Annotated in this window: 16 protein-coding genes and 1 pseudogene; 10 read left to right on the top strand and 7 right to left on the bottom strand. The window is 70.1% G+C overall.

The window, feature by feature from the left end; all coding sequences use genetic code 11:
- Nucleotides 1-80: 80 nt before the first annotated feature.
- The 5 genes and pseudogenes from R5W23_RS32075 to R5W23_RS32095 all read right to left on the bottom strand — a co-directional run.
- Nucleotides 81-557 (bottom strand): annotated as a pseudogene (locus R5W23_RS32075) (transposase); the annotation flags it as partial.
- A gap of 144 nt (nucleotides 558-701) precedes the next feature.
- On the bottom strand, nucleotides 702-1,154 hold the full coding sequence (locus R5W23_RS32080; RefSeq protein ID WP_320689898.1) for a hypothetical protein: 453 nt from the start codon (nucleotides 1,152-1,154) through the stop codon (nucleotides 702-704).
- Nucleotides 1,155-1,310: 156 nt separating this feature from the next.
- On the bottom strand, nucleotides 1,311-1,517 hold the full coding sequence (locus tag R5W23_RS32085) for an ATP-binding protein (protein WP_320689899.1): 207 nt from the start codon (nucleotides 1,515-1,517) through the stop codon (nucleotides 1,311-1,313).
- Between the two features lie 7 nt (nucleotides 1,518-1,524).
- Nucleotides 1,525-3,063, bottom strand: a complete 1,539-nt coding sequence (locus R5W23_RS32090) for a YifB family Mg chelatase-like AAA ATPase (protein WP_320689900.1) — start codon at nucleotides 3,061-3,063, stop codon at nucleotides 1,525-1,527.
- Nucleotides 3,064-3,165: 102 nt separating this feature from the next.
- Nucleotides 3,166-3,894, bottom strand: coding sequence for a zinc ribbon domain-containing protein (locus R5W23_RS32095; protein WP_261189348.1), 729 nt, complete (start codon nucleotides 3,892-3,894; stop codon nucleotides 3,166-3,168).
- 224 nt (nucleotides 3,895-4,118) lie between these two features.
- Here R5W23_RS32095 and R5W23_RS32100 point away from each other — a divergent pair, with 224 nt between their 5' ends.
- Complete coding sequence (locus R5W23_RS32100) at nucleotides 4,119-4,955, top strand: polyprenol monophosphomannose synthase (RefSeq protein WP_320689901.1); 837 nt, start codon at nucleotides 4,119-4,121, stop codon at nucleotides 4,953-4,955.
- Nucleotides 4,956-4,982: 27 nt separating this feature from the next.
- Here R5W23_RS32100 and R5W23_RS32105 read toward each other — a convergent pair whose 3' ends face one another.
- A complete protein-coding gene (locus R5W23_RS32105) occupies nucleotides 4,983-5,786 on the bottom strand; it encodes a TIGR02996 domain-containing protein (protein ID WP_320689902.1) in 804 nt (267 codons plus the stop codon).
- 448 nt (nucleotides 5,787-6,234) lie between these two features.
- On the opposite strand from R5W23_RS32105, the gene R5W23_RS32110 reads away from it, so the two are divergent.
- The 7 genes from R5W23_RS32110 to R5W23_RS32140 all read left to right on the top strand — a co-directional run bounded on the left by R5W23_RS32110 (nucleotide 6,235) and on the right by R5W23_RS32140 (nucleotide 18,166).
- Nucleotides 6,235-9,348 (top strand): DUF2309 domain-containing protein, encoded by a 3,114-nt coding sequence (locus tag R5W23_RS32110; protein WP_320689903.1) that lies wholly within the window; start codon nucleotides 6,235-6,237, stop codon nucleotides 9,346-9,348.
- Nucleotides 9,349-9,683: 335 nt separating this feature from the next.
- Nucleotides 9,684-12,791 (top strand): sigma-70 family RNA polymerase sigma factor, encoded by a 3,108-nt coding sequence (locus R5W23_RS32115; RefSeq protein WP_320689904.1) that lies wholly within the window; start codon nucleotides 9,684-9,686, stop codon nucleotides 12,789-12,791.
- A 92-nt stretch (nucleotides 12,792-12,883) separates the two neighbouring features.
- A complete protein-coding gene (locus R5W23_RS32120; protein ID WP_320689905.1) occupies nucleotides 12,884-13,900 on the top strand; it encodes a DUF1559 family PulG-like putative transporter in 1,017 nt (338 codons plus the stop codon).
- A gap of 114 nt (nucleotides 13,901-14,014) precedes the next feature.
- Nucleotides 14,015-14,476, top strand: coding sequence for an Ig-like domain-containing protein (locus R5W23_RS32125; protein WP_320689906.1), 462 nt, complete (start codon nucleotides 14,015-14,017; stop codon nucleotides 14,474-14,476).
- Nucleotides 14,477-14,632: 156 nt separating this feature from the next.
- Nucleotides 14,633-15,310 carry an RNA polymerase sigma factor gene (locus R5W23_RS32130; RefSeq protein ID WP_320689907.1) on the top strand — a complete coding sequence of 226 codons (678 nt, stop codon included), beginning with the start codon at nucleotides 14,633-14,635 and terminating at the stop codon, nucleotides 15,308-15,310.
- 29 nt (nucleotides 15,311-15,339) lie between these two features.
- Nucleotides 15,340-16,371 carry a hypothetical protein gene (locus R5W23_RS32135; RefSeq protein ID WP_320689908.1) on the top strand — a complete coding sequence of 344 codons (1,032 nt, stop codon included), beginning with the start codon at nucleotides 15,340-15,342 and terminating at the stop codon, nucleotides 16,369-16,371.
- A gap of 229 nt (nucleotides 16,372-16,600) precedes the next feature.
- Nucleotides 16,601-18,166 (top strand): HD domain-containing phosphohydrolase, encoded by a 1,566-nt coding sequence (locus R5W23_RS32140; RefSeq protein WP_261189357.1) that lies wholly within the window; start codon nucleotides 16,601-16,603, stop codon nucleotides 18,164-18,166.
- Nucleotides 18,167-18,292: 126 nt separating this feature from the next.
- Here the strand turns inward: R5W23_RS32140 and R5W23_RS32145 are convergent, their stop codons facing one another.
- Nucleotides 18,293-19,168, bottom strand: a complete 876-nt coding sequence (locus R5W23_RS32145) for a DUF6263 family protein (protein ID WP_320689909.1) — start codon at nucleotides 19,166-19,168, stop codon at nucleotides 18,293-18,295.
- Nucleotides 19,169-19,471: 303 nt separating this feature from the next.
- Between R5W23_RS32145 and R5W23_RS32150 the strand changes: the two genes are divergently transcribed.
- Together R5W23_RS32150 and R5W23_RS32155 are read left to right on the top strand one after the other, a co-directional pair.
- On the top strand, nucleotides 19,472-20,452 hold the full coding sequence (locus tag R5W23_RS32150) for a Gfo/Idh/MocA family protein (RefSeq protein ID WP_320689910.1): 981 nt from the start codon (nucleotides 19,472-19,474) through the stop codon (nucleotides 20,450-20,452).
- A gap of 49 nt (nucleotides 20,453-20,501) precedes the next feature.
- The coding region (locus R5W23_RS32155) for an aldo/keto reductase (protein WP_320689911.1) at nucleotides 20,502-21,421 on the top strand (920 nt) is incomplete at its 3' end.

Consider the following 21,421-nt stretch of genomic DNA (forward strand, 5'->3'; position numbering starts at 1 on the left):
TTCAAAACACACTCTAACACGCCAACAAGCCCGGATGCCTACCCTTCCGCTTGTGGCCGTGCGGCTGGTGCCGTTATACCCTACCCGGCCAGCAGTGATACGTCTTCGAAGGTTTGGAACTCGAGGGTCATGAGGGACGCCAGCTTGTCGGCGTGTATGGTCGGGATACCTGCGAGAGTTGTTTCGATAGCGGCCCGGAACGAGGCGAAGTCCGGGTGGTACTGGCCGTACACCGCGGTCCGCTTGGCGAACCCCCACACGCGCTCGATCAGGTTCAAGTTCGGCGAATAGCTGGGCAAGTACAGGAGCCGGATCGACAGCTCCGCGGCCCGCGCTTGCACCACCGCGTTCCGCTGGTACCGGGCGTTGTCCAGCACCACCGTGACCGGGCCGCCCAACTTCTCGGCGGCGATGCGGCCGAGCAACTGACACATGGTGTCGGTGTTCACGACGGTTGTGTTGGTGACGCTCACCAGGCGTCGGGTGACCGCGTCCCAGGCCCCCAGCACGTTGAACCGCTGGCGCCCGGAGGCGGCCCGGACGAACAACCCGCAGGATCGACCACAAGCAGCACAAGAAGGTGCCGTACACGAAGTGGGCCGCGTCCACGAACCGGACGTGACCGGTACCGGCCGTGGCCGCGTCGAGGGCCGGTCGCAGTTCGGCGTCGAGAAACGCCTGCTGGATGGCGACGTGCTCGGTCAGCGACTTTTGGGGGGCACCGGGACGGCGCGGGTGCGCGGCCAGGTGAACCCCAACCCGGCCAGGAACGTGCGGGTCTGGGTGAGCCCGCGGCGCAGGCCGGTCAGGTCCGCAATCCGCTCGATCGCCTCGGCGGTGGTGCGGACCGGCCGGTCGGTGAGGGATTGGCGGATGGCATCCGCATGGGCGGCCAGTTCGCTTCTCGGTCGAGGTGATGGTTTCCGCCCGGCGAGAGCATCCAACCCGCCGTCGCGGTATGCAATCACGTACCGCTTGGCCGTGGCCACGCCGACGGCGGCGATTCGGGCGGCTTCGTCGCGAGAGTGGCCCAAGTGGACGGCCCACAGGACGTTCATCTTGCGGCGGACGACCGGATCCGGGTGCGTATCTCGTTCGGCTAAGACGCGGGTCTGTTCGTCGGCTGATAAGGTGGGGCGGAACCAAGCGGACATCCGCGACTCCCGGTCGGGGGGGGGGCGAGACCTCCGCTCGCCGTGGAGCCAGAGTAAACCCGATCCCGCGGTCGAAGAAAAGATCAACTACGACCGAGCGGGGTATAACTCAGCAAGTGCTAGTGTACACGATTGCACCATTCGTGCCAGCGGAAATCATGTTCGGTTTGCTCTGCACTTGACCCTGTGGTTCGCGAGTGAGATTTCGCTCGGCTGTGGCACACTACCGCCGCCGACCGTGCCGGCACCGCTGATCGAGTGGTGCCGGCTGCGGAACGGGCAGGTGCACAGCAGCGCCTCGCCCGGCGGCAGCTCCCCGATCACCGAGTAAACGCGCGTCGTTTTTCTCCATAACGAGACCACCCGCCGGTTATCGCTCCCAGAGCTTGCGGTCGAGGGCGCGGAACCCGATGGCCTCGGCGACGTGGTCCTGGGTGATGCGGTCGCTGCCGGCTAGGTCGGCGATCGTGCGCGCCACCCGCAGGATGCGGTCGTGCGCCCGGGCCGACAGTCCCAGCGCGTCCATCGCGTCCTTGAGCGTGGCCCGACCGTCCGGGTCGAGTGCGCAGTGGGTGCGGATCTGCTTGGCGGTCATGCGCCCGTTCAGCCCCCCGGCGTTGTCCCCGAACCGCGCGGCTTGCACCGCCCGTGCCGCGAACACCTGCTCCCGCATGGCCGCCGAGTTGGTGCCGTCGCTCGGCTTGGACAGGTCCTCGAACGGGACCGGCGGCACCTCGATGTGCAGGTCGATGCGGTCAAGCAGCGGGCCGCTGATCCGCCCCATGTACTTCTCCACCGCCATCGGCGCGCACTTGCACGGCTTCTTCGGATCGCCCATGAACCCGCACGGGCACGGGTTCATGGCCGCACACAGAACGAAGTTCGCCGGGAACGTGGTGCTGTGGGCCGCGCGGCTGATGGTCACCCGCCCCTCTTCGAGCGGCTGCCGCAGCGCTTCCAGGCTGTTGCGGTTGAACTCGGGCAGTTCGTCGAGGAACAGCACCCCGTGGTGCGCGAGCGAGATCTCGCCCGGCTGTGGCACGCTACCGCCGCCGACCATGCCGGCCCCGCTGATCGAGTGGTGCGGGCTGCGGAACGGCCGGGTACACAGCAGCGATTCGCCGGGGGCGAGTTTGCCGATCGCGGAGTAGATGCGAGTGGTTTCCAAGCTCTCGTCGGGCGTGAGCGGCGGGAGGATGGTGGGCAGCCGCCGCGCCAGCATCGTTTTGCCCGACCCGGGTGAGCCCAGCATCAGCACGTTGTGCGCGCCGGCCGCGGCCACCACCAGCGCGCGCTTCGCGAACTCCTGACCCTTCACGTCCGCGAAGTCGATGGCGTACTTGTTGAGCTTCTCCTCGATGTCCTCGACCGGCGGCGAGAACGGGTCCAACGGGGCCACCCCGGTCAGGATGCCGACAGCTTCCGCCAGCGACCCGACCCCGTACACCTCGATCTCGCGCACCACCGACGCCTCGCGCGCGTTACCCGCGGGCACGATCAGCCGGGAGAGCCCGCGCGACCGGGCCTCCATCGCCATCGACAGCACGCCGGCCACCGGGCGCACCATGCCGTCGAGGGCGAGTTCGCCCACCAGTGCGTACGTTTCCAACTTTTCGGAAGCGATTTGGCCCATCGAGGCGAGTAGCCCGAGAGCGATGGGGAGGTCGAACGCGCCCGCGTCCTTGCGGAGGTCCGCCGGCGCGAGGTTGATGACCGTCCGACCGGTCGGGAGCCGGTACCCGAGGTTCACCAGCGCCCGCTCGATGCGGTGGACGCTCTCGCGCACCGCGGCCTCGGGCAGCCCGACGAGCACCGTCCGCGGCTGCTGGGCCGGCGAGGTGTCGACCTCGACTTGTACCGGAACGGCGTCGATGCCGAGCAGGGCGAAGGTGTTCAGTTGGGCGAGCATGGGGCACCTCGGGCGGGCGGCTGCCGGGGCGGGCGCGCAACGTGCGCGACACCACCGCCTCCATGTTCTGTATTCTGCCCGCCGTTCACCGCCCAGCGCCCGCTACTTCTTCACCTTCTCCAGCGGCTTGTTGTCGATCGCCAGCCGTTTGATGGCGAACCGGCCGGTCCGGAGCATCGGCATGACCGTCGCCGCCCAGATCAGCACGATGAACGCGCCGGGCTTCACCATCATCGCCTTCCGGGACGGGTCCGTCGGGTCGGGCTGTTCCGACTCCAGAAACGTGCCGGTCATCCACTCGCGCATGTTCAGCAGGCAGATGATGTCGAGCACGATGAGACCGACGCAGATCACGAGCGCGATGACCCCGGGGCCGAGGTGGGTCATCCAGTCGTTCGCGTCGGGCGCCCACACCTTCTTCTGCTCGGCCCGCGTGCGGGTCACGTTGTTGAACCCGCAGTGCAGGCACACGACCGCGTCCGGCGGGTCCAGTTCTTGGGCGCAGAACGGGCACCGGGCCACGTCCTCCTCTGCAATTACACCCATCGCCTTGGGTTTCGCCCCGCCGTCCCCCTCGTCGTCATCGTCCTGGAACTTGTACGGGGCGTTCGCCGGTTTCGGCTCTTCTTTCTTGGACTCGGGCTTCGCGGCCGCCTTCTGCGGTTTCGCCGCGGCACCGGGTTTGGACGGCCCGGTGCCCTTTGCGGACCGCACCTCCGCTACGAACGCGTGCCCGCACTGCTTGCACTTGATTTTCTTGCCGAGAACCGCGTCCGGTACCTTGAGCGTCAGGTCGCAACTCGGGCACGCGATCTCGTTAACGGTCGCCATAAGGTCGATCCCTGTTCGGGGCGCTAAGCGAGTCGTGGTTCACCTTTTTCCGGCGCATCGCTGGCAAAAACCCGGCCGGACCGGGCATAAAACCAGACGCATCGGGATCAGTATCCTAGAAAATAGCGTATCCGTGCGGCACTTCACCAGGGGTCACGCCCGGATTCGGTGCCGCCAACCGGAGGCAGGTGACCGTCGTGCCGCAAGCCACTCTCGAGCCCCCCGTGATTTCTGCGCTCACGCCCGACGAGTCTTTCCCGGGGCCGCTCGTTCCCGAGGCGCCGGCCCCGCGGGCTGTGCGCCTCGACGCGGGCGTGGCCCGGCGGCCGGGGGAACCGAGACTGCTCGTGTCGCTCGCGACCTACAACGAAGCGGGGAACGTCGAGGCCCTGATCGCGGAGATTCACAAGGTCGCCCCGCACGCGGACGTTCTGGTCATCGATGACAACTCGCCGGACGGCACCGGTCAGATCGCCGCCCGGCTCGCGGACACTGATCCGCGGGTCCAGGTGCTCCACCGGCCCGGCAAACTGGGGCTCGGCACCGCGACGCTGGCCGCGATGAAGTTCGCGATGGCCCGCGACTACGATTTCCTGCTGAACATGGACGCGGACTTCAGCCACCCGCCGCGGTACCTGCCCGGCATCCTCGCCGGGATGAGCAAGCACGACCTGATGATCGGCTCGCGGTACACCCGCGGCGGCGGTACCGAGAACTGGCCGCTGACCCGCCGGATCATCAGCCAGAGCGTGAACATGCTGGTGCGGCTCACGTTCCGGATGCCGGTGAAGGACGCCAGCGGCGCGTTCCGGTGCTACCGCGTCAACATGCTGCGCACCGCCGAACTGGACCGCGTGCGGTCCCGCGGGTACTCGTTCCAGCAGGAAGTGCTGTTCCGGTGCCACAAATCGGGCGCGAAGCTGGGCGAGTACCCGATCCTGTTCGAGAACCGCCGTGCGGGTGTGAGTAAGGTGAATAAGGCGGAAGCGGTCCGTTCGATCAGCATGATCCTCTACATCGGTCTGCGCAACGTCTTCGGCCTCGAGCAGCGGCGGGGCTGAGCCCCGTCCGCCCGACAGACCAAGCCGTCAGAACGCCGGCCGGTCCGCCGCCATTGCCCGGCCGTAAGTGACGCATGCGGACGAGAGGGCCGAAACGGCCGCGGCAGCGGTCGGAAACGTCAGGTCCGCCGGGCTCACCCCCTGGCGGGACTGTCCGTCGGGGGCAATCGCGCCAGTGAGGGCCTGGTACAGCTCCGGCGGCACGTATCTGGCCAAGCAGGCCGGCTCCGAGGGGGCCAAACAACTGTCAGCCCACCACCACGCCCCGCCCAGCACCGGCATCGGGGTCTTGTCCGTGAGGCGCACCGTCGTAATCGGGTGCCGTGCGAACAGCCCGGCGGCGCTGGCCAGGAATGCGCCCGTGGGGAGCCGGACCCGTGCCACGAACCCACGAAGGTAGTCGAACTCGCCGTCCGCCGCCCGGACCGTCACGCACTCGCCGCCCGGGACGACCGTTACCGGCCCGGTGAGCACGGCCGGATCGCCGAGCCGCTCGCCCAACCGAGCCGCCAGGCGGCCGACCTCCTCCGTCAGGGGGCCGACCTGCGGGTCGGCCCCGGCGCCGCCCCCGCACACGTCGAGCGCGCGACTCAGCCGGGACTGGGCGCGGATGAAGGCCGCCCGGGTCACTTCGGCTGGCCCGCCCTCCGCCAACCAGTCCGCGATCAGCAGGCGCGGGCCGTCCGAGTCGGGGTGCGCCAGCACGAACGGCAGCAGAAACGTCCAGTCCCAGTTTCCGGCGGCGGTCAACTCATCGGAGAGGTCGCCGCGGAGGGTGTCATCAAAGGGGCGGTCCAGAACCGCCGCGAGCAACTGAAACAGAACCGACATAACCGGCTCCCGGTGGGGAGACGCGGGCCGGCAGCGCCCGGGCGGCCGGCGGGCATCGGAGGAGAGGTATCGAGCCCGGACGTGATTCGGTGGCCGCGGGGCGGCCAAGCTGTTCGCGGGGCGTCCACCGACTCGCGGCACGAACGTTGCCCGTGATCCGTTGTAACTCCTTACTAAGTAAGATCCTCAGCAAACGTTGGTTCGGGCTGGCGGCCCGGCACGGGGCTCGCTAAACGGCTCTATACACTTATACCTAAACGCGGGTGCGGCAACGATAGCGATCTCCGTGATTTTGGCCCTTCTTCTCCTTCTCCCGTCATTCCCCCGGAGCCCGCGCGCCCCCGCTCGGCCGCCGGAACAACACTTCGCGCCGGCCGGTACCACGCCCGCGGCGCGCACGAGTTGAACACACGACTCACCGAAAGGGTTCGCGATGCCGGAGTTTGTGTTGGAGTCTGCGACCTCGCTTCACGCGCTGCTCCCGTCGGGGGAGTTCCAGGAGTCGGACCTGGCCCGGCTCGAGCAGGTCATCGAGTTGTCCGCCCGCCTGCTGCCGGCCGAGGGGCCGATCGGCCAGTTCGTGTTCCTCAACCCGCTGCACGCGTTCGAGGGGCTGCCGTTCGAGGCGGGCGTGCGGGTCGGGGGCCGGCTGTTCGGGGCGGAGACGTACCTCCCGGAGGACCAGTACCGGGCGGCGCTGGCGGTGGGCCGGATCAAGAGTGTGGACCTGCGGGCGGTGCTCGAAGAGGAGCCCGGCGCGTGGACGCCGATCGGGGACCTGGGGTCGCGGCTGGACCTCTGGATGGCCCTGCTGGTCGCCCCGTCGCCGCCGGCGTCGGCGGCGGAGGTGGAGTGGCACTTGGCCGAGGCCGACGCGCTGGACCGGTTCCTGCCGGCCACCACGGTGTCGGCTCGGGACCAGATCGTGGCCGACGTGAAGCGGTGGGCGGTCCGGGACCTGATCCGCGCCGGGGGCGCGGACGAGGTGCCCCCGGCGGACACGCACCGCGGGCACGTGCTGTGGCCGCTGCTGTCGGACCTGGGGCCGCTGATGGCGGCCGAGGGGCACGGCCGCGAGGAGGGGTGGGAGGCCCCGGTGTGGGAGGCGTTCGCGGTCCGGGCGCTGTGGCGGGTGTGCCTCGCCGGGGTCGCGGCGGCCGGGCCGCCGGCGCCGACCCGGGCGCCCGAGCGGCACCGGGACGTGCTGCTGCGGGCCACCGGGGTGGACACGGACGAGTTGGTCCACGCTCTACTGATCGGGTTCTGCGCCGCGTTCACCGACCAGGGGATGGCGGACTGGCCGCTGCCGAACCGCGAGCGCGGCTTCTTCGCGTGCTTCGACGACCTGTACGGCCGCGGGGGCGGCCCGCCGGACCGGTGGCTGCGGGGGCTCGGAGCGGAACTGGCCCGGCTCCGGGCGGCCGGGTACGGCCCGATGGACTCCGTCCGCGAGTCGCTCGGCCTGTTGGGGGTGCCGCCAGAAGAGTGGGAGACGTTCCTGCCCCGCACCCTGCTGGCCCTGCGCGGGTGGGCCAGCCTGATCCGCCAGATGGAGGTCCGCGCCGACCGGGTGCCGCAGCCGGCGCGGCGCGGCACCCTGGTCGAGTTCCTGGCCGTGCGGCTGGTGCTCGAGCGGCTGGCCCTGGCCCACGTGGCCCGGGCCGAGTTAGGCTACGCCGGCCCGCTCTCGGGGCTGCGGGCGGCCGCGCACCGCCCGGCGCCGCCCGCCGCCCCCGAGGGCCGCGCGCTGGCCGTGTTCCGACTGGCCCAGGCCCGGGGGTGGGCGCCGTCGGCGCTGCACGAGGCCGGCCCGGCCGGGTGGGCCGAACTGGTGCGGGAGATCGAGGCGTTCTCCGGGGCCGAGCGGCGGCGGGTGTTCCATAAGGCCTACGAGCGCCGGTTCCGGGTCCAGGCGCTCGACGCCCTGGCGGCCCGGGCCGCGGGCGGGCCGCGCCGGGCCGCCGGGCGGCCGCGGTTCCAGGTGGTCTGCTGCATCGACGCCCGCGAGGAGTCGTTCCGCCGGCACCTGGAGGAGCTGTGCCCGGACGCGGAGACGCTCGGCGCGCCCGGGTTCTTCGGCGTGCCGATCTACTACCGCGGGGCGGCCGACGCGCACCCCGCGGCCCAGTGCCCGATCGTGATCCGCCCGCAGCACTGGGTGGTCGAGGAGCCGGTGTACCCGCTGGCCGCGGCGCACCGGTCCCGGGTGCGGGCGCGGCGGCTGTGGGGCGCGCTGGCCCACCGGTTCCACCGGGCCAGCCGCCGGCCCCTGGCGGGGGCGGTGCTGACCGGGGTGCTGGGCAGCCTGTCCACGGTGCCGTTCGTGGTGCGGGTGCTGTTCCCGCGGCTGGCCGGGCGGCTGTGGCGGGCGACCGAGACGCTGCTGACCCCGCCTCCGTTCACCCGGCTGGTGCTGGAGCGCGCGGCCCCGGCCCCGGGCCCCGAGGGCGACGCCATCGGGTTCAACGTGGAGGAGATGACCAACATCGCCGAGCGGCTGCTGCGGGACACCGGGCTGACCGCCGGGTTCGCCCGGCTGGTGTTCTTCTTCGGCCACGGGTCCCACTCGCTGAACAACCCGCACCTGGCCGCGTACCACTGCGGCGCGTGCTCGGGGAACACCGGCGCGGCCAACGCCCGGGCGCTGGCGGAGATGCTCAACGACCCGCGGGTGCGGGCCGGGCTGGCGGCCCGCGGGCTGAACGTCCCGGCGGACACCGTGTTCGTCGGCGCGTTCCACAACACCGGCCCGGAAACGGCCACGTACTTCGACCTGGACCGGCTCCCGCGGGGGCACCACGCGGACCTGGAGTTCGCCCAGGCGGCCGTCGGCCGGGCGCTCGAGCTGAACGCCCGGGAGAAGTGCCGGCGGTTCGACACCGCCCCGCTGAACATCACCCCGCGCGGCGCGCACCTCCACGTGCAGGCCCGGGTCGACGACCTGGCCCAGACCCGCGCCGAGTACGGGAACGCGTCGAACGCGATGTGCGTCGTCGGCCGCCGCGAGCGGGTGCGGGGGCTGTTCCTCGACCGCCGCTCGTTCCTCCAGTCCTACGACCCGACCCAGGACACCCCCGACGGGCAGCTCCTGGCCCGCAGTCTGGCCGCGGTGATCCCGGTGTGCCAAGGGATCAACCTGATGTACTACTTCTCGCGCGTGGCCCCCGACGGCCTCGGGGCCGGCAGCAAGCTGCCGCACAACATCGTGGGGCTGCTCGGGGTGATGAACGGGGTGGCCAGTGACCTGCGCCAGGGCCTGCCCACGCAGGGGGTCGAGATCCACGAGCCGATGCGCATCTTGTTCGTGATCGAGACGCAACCCGAGGTGATCCTCGGGATCATGCAGAAGAACCCGACCATCGACCGGATCGTCCGCAACGGGTGGGCGCAGCTCGCGCTACTCGACCCGTGTTCGCCTCGGTTGCTGGTGTTCCAGGACGGCACGTTCCGGCCCCACCACCCGTCCGACGCCCCCCTCCCGACAGTGAACTCGTCAGGTGATTGGTACTCCGGCGCCCGGGACCACCTTGGGTTCGCGGATGTCGCCCCGCCGGCCGTCTGAGCCGCGCGGAGCCGGCTTTGCGGTCACTCTTCTTCCAACGCAGGGAGCCCGTCTCCCTCTTCGCCACGGCCCGGCCCCGTTCCAGTTGCCGGGCCGCGGTCGGGCAATGCGCACCCTTTCCAGCCGGCAGCAATCCGGGGGTACGAAAAGAGAAGATCGTGTGCGTGACGCGCTCAGAATTGGCAAATTTACCGCAAATCATTGCCAATAAACGCGTTGCGAACCGTCAAAAGAGCTATTTTTGCGGCCGTGAGCGGCGAAATATGAGCCGCGTCGATCTTACGCGGAACTATTGAATGTAATCGATCGTTCATCGACGGCCGGCCGAGGGCACGATGACCCTGAACTTGATCCTGTCTCACATCTGCAAGCTGTCTGGCGGAAACAGCTTTTGCGGCCGGTCCGACGCGGAGTTGCTGGGCGAGTACGCTCGCACACACGACGAGCGGGTGTTCGAAGAGTTGCTCCGCCGGCACGGGCGAATGGTCTGGAACGTCTGCACCCGGCAGGCTCCGGACCAGCACGCCGCAGAGGACGTGTTTCAGGCCACGTTCCTGGCGCTGGCCCGCCACGCCGGCCGCATCCGGCAACCGGCCGCGATCGCGGCTTGGCTGCACGGGGTCGCGGTGCGCCTCGCGGCGCGCCAAACCAACCGCGTGTCGCGCGCCCCTAACGGCTCGCCCCCGGCCGAGCCGCTGACCACGGCCGGCGACGACCCGGTGACCGCGCGGGAGGTGTTCTCCCTGGTCAACGTGGAGGTGAACGCCCTGGCCGAGCGCCTCCGGGGGCCGGTCGTCCTTTGCTACTTCGAGGGGAAGACCCGGGACCAAGCGGCTCGGGATCTGGGCCTTTCGGTCGCCACGCTGAAGCGCCGGCTCGAGACGGCGCGGAACCTGCTCCGCGAGCGACTGGCCCGCCGGGGCGTCGCGCTGCCGGTTTTTCTGGGCCTCCTATTCGAGGCCGAGGTGCCGGCCCGGGCGTTTGCTGACACGATGCGGGCGGCCGCCGGCGGGCCGGTCGCCCCGGCGGTCGCGGCGCTCGTCGCGGCCGTGGCCCCCGGGTTCCGCCCCTTCGCGTGGGTGCTCGGGTTGGTCGCCGTCGCCGCGGGCCTGTCGGTCGCCGCGCTTCCGACCACGCCGGCGCCGCCGCAACCGACCGCCGGCCTATCGCCCCGGCACGACGCCTTTGGTGACCCGCTGCCGGACGGGGCCGTGTTGCGGGTGGGCACGGTGCGCTTGCGGCACGGCGTCTGGGGGTGGGGCGGTGACGCGGCGTTCTTGCCCGCCCGGGGCACGGTCGCCTCCGTTCACGGCACTCGCGATGTGTGCCTGTGGGACGCGACCACGGGGGCGGAACGGGAGCGCCTCGAAGGCCCGGAAGGGGCCGTCAGTTTGTCTGCCACGCCGGACGGTGCCGCGCTGGTTGTCGGGGGCACGCGCGAGGTCTGGGCGGTCGAACTGACCCCGGCCGCGGCCTTCCCGCTCTGGAAGTACCGCCTCCCGCCCGGTCACGAACTGTACCCGGCGTATTGTGTCGCCGTGTCGCCCGACGGCCGGTTCGTTGCCGTGGCGACGGGCGGGCACCCGGTGGCCGTACTTGACGCCGGGTCCGGAGCGGTGCTCCGGGAGCTCTCCGGCGCGGCCCAAAAGGTCGTCTTTTCTCCAGACAGCTCTGTGCTAGCCGCCTGCGGGCGATGGAGCGGCGTAGCGCTGTGGGACGCGGCGACCGGGACCCCGCGCGGCCGGCTCGGCGGCCCCGATGCGGTCGTCTGGAGCCTCGCCTTCGCGCCCGACGGCCGCTCGCTGGCGGTCGCCGGCTCGTCGGGGGTCGGCGTGTGGGATCTAGCGACCCAGGCGGAGGTGTGGCGCCGTGAGCCGGCTGCACCGGAGCCGTTCGTGTCTTTCTCCCCCGACGGCCGGACGTTGCTGGAGTGCGGGGGGGAGGCGATCCGGTTCCGCGCCGCCGCGGACGGCCGCGAGCGGCGGGGCGCCGTCCGCGCCGAGGGCCTGTCGCCGGTTCAAGTGTTGCCCGTGATCGCCGGGCGGCGGATGTCCCCAGACGGGCGCCTCGTGGCCGCAGTCGCGGACGGAGCTGTCGGGCTGTGGGAGGCGGACACGGGTCGGCCGGTCGGGCCGGCCGGCGGCCCCCGAGGGCCGGTTACGGGCGTAGCCTTTTCCGGCGACGGCGCGACCCTGGCAACGGTCTCGCGACTGCGTCAACTGCACCTCACACCGCTCGACGCGACCGCGGCCGAACGCGAGGTCCGTGTGGACCGACCCGGCCTGCTGGCGACCGACGTGTGGGCGAGCGACCGCGCGGGGCGGTTCGACCTGTTCCAGCGCAGCACCACGGCGGCCGGTGGCTGGGCACTGACCCGGTACGATGCGCGAGGCGCGGGCTCCGAAGAGCTCCCGGTGGCGGCGCACCTGCCGCCGCCGTCTGCGGCGCGTCCGTATGCCGCGTCCGCCGACGGCCGCTGGCAAGCCTGGGGGGCGACCGACGGGGTTGTAATCGCCGAACGCGCGTCCGGCCGGGAGGTCGCTCGCATCCCGGAGTGCCCGGCCGCCTCGTACCTCGCATTCTCGGCCGACGGGCAGTCGGTGCTGGCGTACAGCCCGGGGCGGCACGGGTTGGGCGTGTGGGCGAGCGAGACCGGGCAGAAGCGGTTCTGGCTGGAGACCGCGTTCACGCAGAACAACCCGGACCGGCCGCCGCTCGCCCTGTCCGCCGACGGGCGCTGGGTTGCGGCCGTCGAGCGGGCCGACGCGGGCGGCTTCCGCTTGCGCTCGTGGGAGGTGGCGTCGTGGGCGCCCGCGGTGACGTTCGATGTGGCTGTCGACGAGCGGACGGTGCTGGCGTTCGCCCCGGACGGCCGGCTCGCCGCCGCCGGCCGGGACGGGGTGGTGCGCCTGTTCGATCCCGAGACCGGGCGGGCGGGCGCGACGTACCGCGGGCACCGCGGGCCGGCCCTCGCTCTGGCCTTCGACCGGGACAGGCGGCGGCTCGCGTCCGGCAGCGCCGACGGCACGGCGCTCGTGTGGGCCGTCCCCGAGCGTTCCCCGCCGCCGGGCGCGCCGGGGGCCGGCGCCCGGGCTCTGGTCGAGGTTCTGGCGACGGCGGCCCCCGCTCCCGCGGCCCGCGCCGCCAATCAGCTCTGCGCGGCCCCGGGGACCGCCGCCCCGGCGCTGCGGGAGCGCCTCGTGAGCCGTCCCGTTCCGTCGGTCGAAGACGCCGAGCGGCCGGCGGCCCGGCTCGCCAAGCTCGACGGCCCGGCCCGGGGGCGGCGGCTGGAGGCGGTCCGGTGCGTCGCGGCCCTCGAACGGCTCGCCGCCACCCCCGCGGCGCTGCAACTGCTGCGAGACCTGGCGCGGGGGCCGGACCACGACCCCGCTGCCGCCGAAGCCCGCGCCGCGCTCCGGCGGCTGGCACAGCCGGGCGACTGACCGCCGAAGGCCTTGGCCCGGCGGACGCGAACGCACCCTCTCCCGCGGTCGCGGCGTGACATCATCCACTTTTATTCCAGGAGGAGAGTACCGTGCCGAACGCGAACGGTCGCGCCCGTGGGTTCACGCTCATTGAGCTGTTGGTGGTGATCGCCATCATCGCCGTCCTGATCGGGCTCCTGCTGCCCGCGGTCCAGAAGGTCCGCGCCGCTGCGGCCCGCATGAGCTGCCAAAACAACCTCAAACAGATCGCGCTCGCCGCGCACAACTTTCACGCGGCGGAGGAGCGGTTCCCCGTGCTGGCGATGAACGCGTCGACGGCCCCGGTGCGGCTCGGGTACCGCTCCCCGTTCATCCCGCTCTTGCCGTACATGGAGCAACAGCCCGTGTACGACCGGTTGCTCGAGCTGGTGACCCCGCGGGCCGGGACGTCCTTCTACTCGCTCGGCCTGGGGACCGTGGCGGGCACCTACGATTCGCCGGACGCGCCCGGGGCCATGGTGCCGAAAGTGCTCGTGTGCCCGGCGGACATCGGGACCCAGAGCCCGGTCGCGTACAAGCCGATCTCCACGCTCAACTACTACGGCGTGACGAGCTACCGGCCCAGCGTCTCGACGAAAGCGACGACCTGCTGCTCCCAGTGGAACGAGGGCGTGATTGTGAGCCCGGCGACCTCCGGGCCGGGCTCGGGGGTCCGCATCACCGACATCACCGACGGTACATCCGGTACCGTGATGTTCGGCGAGTTCTTCAACAGCGACCCGCAGTGGGACCCGGCCGTCGTCGGCAGCATCTACACCAGCAAGCCGTTCCCGTATTACGTCAACTCCCTCTGGGGGACGGCCGGACAGGGCTCCGGTCCGGTGCCCGGGAACGGCTCGTACCCGCTGAACGTCCGGCTGGCGGTCCCGACCGGTACGGCCGTTCCCGTGTCGGCCGCTTACGTGACGCCCCGGATTTACGCGTTCGGGAGCGGGCACACGGGCGGGGCCAACTTCGCCATGAGCGACGCGTCCGTGCGCTTCATCTCCGACGCGATCAACAACTCGTCCGGGCTGCTGTCGGCGCTGTCCACCCGCGCCGGCGGCGAGGTCGCCGCGCCGGAGTGATGCCGCCCGCCGTTCCGCCGCCGGCGGAGCGGCCGTTATTCCTTCTTCCCGGCCGCGCGGTCCCGCGCGGCGCCGGGCCGCTCGTGGCCAACATTCCGACCTGGAGACACGAACATGCGCTGGCGACCGGGCCGGCTTGGCGTACTGATGGCCGCGCTTGTGGCGACCGGGTGCGGCGAGCCCAAGTTCCAGTTCGCGCCCGTCGAAGGGACCGTGACCCGAGACGGCAAACCGTTGCCGAACGTGCTGGTCACCTTTTTTCCGGACCCCGAGGCCGGTACGCTGGGGCCGCGCTCGACCGGGCTGACCGACCGGGCCGGCCGGTACCGCCTGACGGCCGGGCCGACCCAGACCGGCGCCGTTGTAGGCCGGCACCGCGTCGGCTTGCTCGACGCGAACCTGCTTGGCGGTCCGGGAGGCGGCGCAGAGGGGCCGTCGGAGGTCGAAGACGGCGCCAAAGGGCCGCGGCCGAGCGGGCCGCGCGTCCCGGAGTCCCACAACGAGTTCCGGAACACCCCGCTCCGCGCCGAAGTGGCCGACGGCGGGTCGGTTGTGGACTTCGCGCTGCCGAAATGATCAGCCCCTCCGGCCGAAGGCGACTCCGGTACCCCCGCCGGGCCGTCTCGCTCCCTCGCCGGTGTGACGATATGATACACTACAGGGGAATCGCACTTCCTATTCTCTCGCCGCGCGAACGCACGGCCCGTGCGCAACGTACAGGTGCTAAGGGCCGTGCTGGAACCCAACCGCCACCCGCCGGAGTCCGACGAACAACTGCTCGCCCGGCTCCGGGCCGGTGAGCGGGACTGTTTCGGGGTTCTCGTGCGCCGGTACGAGCGAGAGCTGTTCGGGTACCTGCGTCGGTACCTCGGCGACGACGACTTGGCCGACGACGTGTTCCAGAACACGTTCGTTCAGGTGTACACGAAGCTCGGGCAGTACGAACTCGACCGGCCGGTGCGTCCCTGGCTCTACGCGATCGCAACGAACCAAGCCATCGACGCGCTGCGGCGCCGCAACCGCCGTGCCGACCAGCGTGCCGACGTGGTCACCACGGCCGACGAGGACGGGCACCCCCGGCCGCTGTTCGAACTGCTGCCCGCGGCGGGGGACGAGCCGTCCGCCGCCGCCGACCGCGCCGAGCAGCGCGAGCTCGTCCGCGCCGCGGTCGACCGCCTGCCGGAGTTGCTCCGTCAGGTGGTGCTCCTGGCCTACTTCCAGGGGCTGAAGTACCGCGATGTGGCCGACGCGCTTGGCATCCCGGTCGGTACTGTGAAATCCCGGCTGCACGCGGCCCTTGCCAAGCTCACCGAGGAGTGGGGGGCCGCACATGACGGACCCGGAGAGCCGGGCGTCGAGAAGAATAGGAATGATGAAGAGACAGGCGTTCACCTTCCCTCTTCCGCCTAGTTCGCTCCGGACCGCAGGGCGCCACAACCATGTCGGACGAAGACCTGATCGGATACGTGCTCGACCTGCTGCCCCCCGAGGAGCGGGCCGCGGTCGAGACGCGCCTGTCGCTCGCGCCCGAGTTGGCGGCGCGCCTGGACCGCGTGCGCCGGTCGCTGAGTCCGCTGCTCGCCGTCGCGGCAACGGAGCGCGACAACCCGCCCGAACCCCCTCCGGGACTCGCCGTTCGCGCCATCGCGCGGGTCGCACAGCACGTCGTCGCGTGCGAGCCGCGCCCGGCGCAACCGGAGCCGCGTGAGCCGGCCGCTATCGCGCTCCTGCGGGACTTCGCCGCCCGCGCCCCCGGTGAGCTCGAGTTCGGATCGGGCACGCGGGCCAAGGTGCCCGGCGCGAGCCGCCCCGCGCCGCCGGTGAGCGACGGCCCGGAGCCGGCGCCCGGGCGCCGGCTGCGCATCGAAATCGCTGTGGCGGCCGGGATTGCCTTCCTGGCGTTCGGACTGGTCACCTCGGGCATCGCCAAGGCCCGGCAGCAGCAGCGGGTGTACGCGTGCCAGAACGGCCTGCGCACGCTCCACACCGGGCTGTCCGGTTACGCCGACTCGGACCCACAGGGCCGGTACCCGCAAATCGACCCGACCGCGACCGCAGACACGTTCGCCGCGTCGCTCGGAGAGCAGGGCCACCTACCGGCCGGCTACCGGCCCGGGTGCCCGACCGCGGACGGGTTCGTCGCGTACACGTACACGCTCGGGTTCCGCGAGCCGGACGGCCGGTTGCTCGGCCTGCGCCGCCCGGACGCCGCCTGTCCCGAAGGCACCGAGCACGACACGATGCCGATCTCGGCCGATTTCCCGACCGCTCTCGCGGCGCCGGGGGGCGGGCCGGTGTCCCCGCACACGGGGTGTATGAACGTTCTGTTCGTCGGCGGGAACGTCCGGACTACCACGTCCCCGTTCGTCGGGCCGAACGGGGACGACATTTATCGCAACGCGTTCGGACAGGTGGGGGCCGGTGCGAACCGCTCGGACGCCGTTCTCGGGCGCCCCGGCGACCGCCCCTAACAACCCCTCGGGGCAAGCACTTCGTGCTGTCGGAATCGGTCCGCCCGGCTCCGACGAACGGGTTTTCTGCGGTGGGAGAACAAATTCGTTCCTGAGTGAATTATTAAGCCAAAGAACACAGCGTTTCAGCATTTCCACCCACCCGTTTCGCCGCGCCACGTGGTACACTCGGTTTAATCACGTCGGAACATGGAGCCGGCCCCCGGTGGTCCGGTGAAGGAGCAGGGCCGTGAAACGTCCCCTTCGGTTGCGAGGCCTTAGCGGCGAAATCAAGGGGCAAGTGTGGGAGTCGGACACCCAGCTCCGGGCCGGCCGCATCGGGACCCTCGAGATCGTCCTGGACGACAGCTCCGTGAGCCGCCGCCACGCCGAGGTGCTGCACGGGGACGACGGCTGGTACGTTCGCGACGTGGGCAGCACCAACGGCACGTACGTCAACGGCGTCCGCATCGGGCCGGGCGAGCAGCCGCTCAAGTCACGCGACATCGTTCAGTTCGGTAAGGTGGCGGTGATCGTCGAGCTGACCGACGCGGTCGAAGGCCCGCCCTCGAATCAGCACGTCGTCGCGGCGGCGGTGTCGAGCTTCGACGAGGGCATCCGGCGGCTCGCCTACGACCGCAACCACATGCCGCGGGCCGGCGAGCAGATGCTCGCCCTGCTCCGCGCCGGGCACCACTTCGTCAACACCCAGAGCGAGGACCAACTGCTCGACGCCGTGCTCAACGACGCGGTCAGCGTGCTCGAGGCCCAGCGCGGGGCGATCGTTCTGGCCGAGAGCGACGGCCCGGAGCCGAAGATGCGGCTCCGGGCGCTGGCGGTCGGCCAGGGCGAGCCCCCGGGGCGGTTCCACTACTCGAAGAAATTGACCCAGCGGTGCTTCGCCAGCGGCGTGTCGCTGCTCTACAGCACGCTCACCGGCGACGACGAGTCGAAGGTGACGCAGAGCATCGCCGACGGCGCGATGGCGAGCGTGCTGTGCGTGCTGCTGCGCACCCCGCGCAAGCGCCTGGGCGTGCTGCACCTGGACCGCAGCTTCTGGCAGAACCCGTTCACCGAAGACGACCTGCACCTGGCCGACGCCCTGGCCGCGCACGTGTCCGCGGCGATCGAAAGCGCCCAACTGCTGCGGCGCCAGAAGGAGCAGTTCCAGAAGACGGTCACGGTGCTGGCGCAGGCGGTCGAGCTGCGCGACGATTACACCGGCAACCACACCCAGCGCGTCACCCGATACGCAACGATGCTCGGCGAGAAACTGGGCCTGCCCGAGGACCAGCTCGAGCTGATCCGGATCGGCGGGCCGCTCCACGACATCGGCAAGATCGGCATCGACGACGCCATCCTGCGCAAGCCCGGGCGGCTCACCGGTGAAGAGTACGAGCTGATGAAAAAGCACACGACGAAGGGCGCGGAGATCCTTTCCTCCATTCCCGAAATGGGGCCGATCATCCCCATCGTGCGGAGCCACCACGAGCGGTGGGACGGCGGGGGGTACCCGGACGGTTTGGCGGGCGAGGGGATTCCGCTGCTGGCGCGGGTGGTGGCGGTAGCGGACGCGTTCGACGCGATGACCTCGAACCGCCCGTACCACGAGAATAAGAAGGGTAAGCCCCCGTCGTGGGCGTTCGGGGAGGTCGAGCGACAGGCCGGCAAGCAGTTCGACCCGACGGCCGCGGCGGCGTTCGTGAGCATCCGCGACGACATCGTCCGCGCGATGGGCGAGCTGATCCCGGGCAGTGAGGTCGAGACCCCGGAGCCGGTCACCGTTACCGGGTTCATTCACGACCCGCGGGGGTGATTAGTAATTCGGAACGCGGAATTCGGAATGCGGAATGCGGAGTGAAGCAAGGCACCCGCCGACTGAAGCCGTCGCTTCAGTCGGCTTAGTTTTCTGTGTTCATTCCGAACTCCGCATTCCGAATTGCTAATCGCGGACCGAGTTCTTGTCGCTCAACTCGACCTTCGTGGTCGCATTCTGGTCGATCTCCGCGTCCACTTGCTGGTTCATCACCTCGATCGTCATCGTGCCCTTCAGCTTCATGGACGTGGACGACGATTTGAGGCGGCCGGCCTTCAGGTCGAACAAGATGGTGCCCTTCACCTCGTCGCTCTTGATGTCGGCGCTCACCACCTTGAACGGCAGCGCGTCACCGCCCTCGCCCGTTTTGAACGTCACGTCGCCGGTCGTCTTCAGGGTCGCCACGTCGCCCGACACGCCGTCGAGGGTGAACTGCGTCTTGTTGGTCAGCTCGCCGAGGCCCGACAGCGGCACCTTGTCGGTCCGGCTCCATTTGTCACCGACCGCCGCCTTTTCTTTCGGCGAGCCGACGAACACTTGGCTGAACATGAGCTTCACCGCGGTCTCGGGCATCACCGCCCGGAAGATCTTTTTCATCCCGTCATCGCCGTCGCTGAGCTGATCGAGGAACTTGTCGTACCCCTCAAGTTTCTTCAGCTCGAAGCCCTTATCGAACGTCGCGGTGAGGCTGGCGCCCTTGAACCGGTCGGTGAGCCCGCCGCCGTTCCCGAGCGCGCCGTCCATCGTCATCTTCGTATAGGTCATCTTCACCTCGAACCCGCCCCCCTTGACCGCCTTGGCCTCGAACTTCGCCACCGTCGTAGTGGTCATCTTCTGGTTCACGGTCTGGCCCATCACCTTGATGGCCTGATCGATCTCCTGTGTGGTGGTGGCGTAGAACGAGTCGCCCTCTTTGAGGGACCACTTGAGGTTCACGGGATCAGCCGCCGCGGTCGGTGCGACCAGCAGAACCAGGGCGACAAGGGCGGACGCGGTGCGCATGACGGTCTACTCCGGGCGAAACGAAGCGGCACCGAACACTTTACCCGTGGCCCGGCGCGTGCGGCAAGCGCCGACCCGCGCGGCGCGTTCGTCGCGCGTTCGCGACGACCGCACACGCGCCCACATCGCGAACAGCGCCGGCGCTGAAACGGGTTCACCACTGTGCCGCGGAGGCCGCGGGAAACGGTAACGCGCTCAAACTGTATGGCCCTTCGTGGCCGGGTGTCCGACAGCGCGTTGCGCGGCGCTTGCTCCGCACCGGGCGGGTGACTACAACTCACCCGCACCCCTCCGGAGCATTTCATGCCAATTACGAAAGAAACGATCGGCGTCGGGCTCATCGGCGCCGGCGACATCTCCGTTCTGCACGCCGCCGCGATCAAGAAATGCCCCGGCGCCAAACTGGTCGGGCTGTGGAACCGCAACCAGGACCGGGCCAACCAGCGGGCCAAAGAGTTCGGCTGCAAGAACTACGCCTCGCCCGAGGAACTCGTCGCCGACCCCAACATCGACGCCGTCTTCGTGCTCACCAACCTCGAAACGCACCTGGAGTACACCGTCCAGGCGCTCGGGATGGGCAAGCACGTGCTGGTCGAGAAGCCGGTGGGCGTGACGGTCGCCGAGATCGAGCGCATGAAGGCGCTCGCCGGGGCCAAGGACCTGGTGTGCATGCCGGGGCACAACTACGTCTACGAAGGCGGCATGGTGCGCACCCGCGAGCTGGTGGACAACGGCGACCTGGGCAAGATCGTCTCGGCCTACGTCATGTACAACATCCACCACCCGGAAGAGGTGGCGGCGCGGTACCCGGGCGTCGTCCGGCAGATCCTGACGCACCACTCGTACATCATGCTCTACCTGGTCGGCAAGCCGGTCGAGCTGTGCGCGATGAAGGCGACGCTGCACTACAAGGAGTACAAGGAAGAGGACATCGCGATGGTGCAGATGCGGCTGCACAACGGGGCGCTGGCGCACTTCTGCGCGAGCTTCGCGGCCGACGACCACGCGGCCGACCCGTGGACGGTGATGGTGAAGGTGATCGGCACCGCGGGCAGCACCCGGTACAGCTACCGGGACCACGTCGAGATCAAGCCGGGGCTGGTCCACAGCCAGACCTACACGGCGTACCAGGGCTCCATCACCAACGAAGTGCGGCACTTCCTGATCGACTGCCTGCGGATGGGGCAGAAGCCGCTCAGCACCCTGGACGACGCCATCACCGCGCAAAAGATGATCGAGGCCGCGGAGAAGAGCATTGCGGAGAAGAGCGTCGTGAGTTTGTAATGCCCTTTGGCCCGCGCCGACCTGCGGGCGGACCTCTCCGGAGCTTCTCATGGAACGTCGCCCGCTCGGCACAACGGGCCTGTCGGTGTCCGCACTCGGGCTCGGCGGGGCCGCGTTCGGTCAGCAGTACGGGGCCGTGTCCGACGCGGAGATCACCGACTGCGTTCGCACCGCCATCGACGCCGGCGTGAACCTCATCGACACCGCCGCGTACTACGGCCGCGGGGCGTCCGAAGAGTTCCTCGGCCGCGCGCTCGAAGGCGGCTGGCGCGAGCAGGTCTTCGTACAGACGAAGGCCTGCCGGCTCGACCGGGCGGTGTTCGACTTCACCCCCGAAGGAACGCGGAAGTGCGTGGAGGGGTCGCTCAAGCGGCTCCGCACCGAGTGCGTCGACGTTCTGCTCGCCCACGACATCGAGTTCGCGACCGATTACGAGTACGTGTTCAACGAGACGTACCGCACGCTCCAGGATCTGAAAAATGAGGGCAAAGCGCGGTTCATCGGGATGTCGTGCTATCCCCTGGGGCTGCTGAAACGGGCCGTCGAGCGGTGCGATCTTGATGTGGTCATCTCTTACGCACACGGTCACTTGGCCGATACGACCCTTGTGACCGAGTTCCTGCCGGCCGCCGCGGCGCGCGGGGTCGGGGTGATAAACGCCAGCCCGCTCGCGATGGGGCTGCTCACGAACCAGGGGCCGCAGCCGTGGTTCCCCGGGCCGCCGGAACTGATCGCGACGTGCAAACGGGCCGCCGATCTGTGCCGCGCACGCGGCACGGACATCGCGTTTCTGGGGATGCAGTTCGCGCTCGGACTGACACAAGTGCCCTGCACGCTCACGGGAGCGGCACGTCGGGGCGAATTGGAACTCAACCTGAGGGCGATGACCACGCCGGTCGACGGATCGCTACTGGCCGAAGTCCTGGAAGTGCTGGCGCCCGTGCGCGACCTGACCTGGAAATCGGGCAA

The sequence above is a fragment of the Gemmata algarum genome, from assembly GCF_034097035.1.
GTDB classification, from domain to species: domain Bacteria; phylum Planctomycetota; class Planctomycetia; order Gemmatales; family Gemmataceae; genus Gemmata; species Gemmata algarum.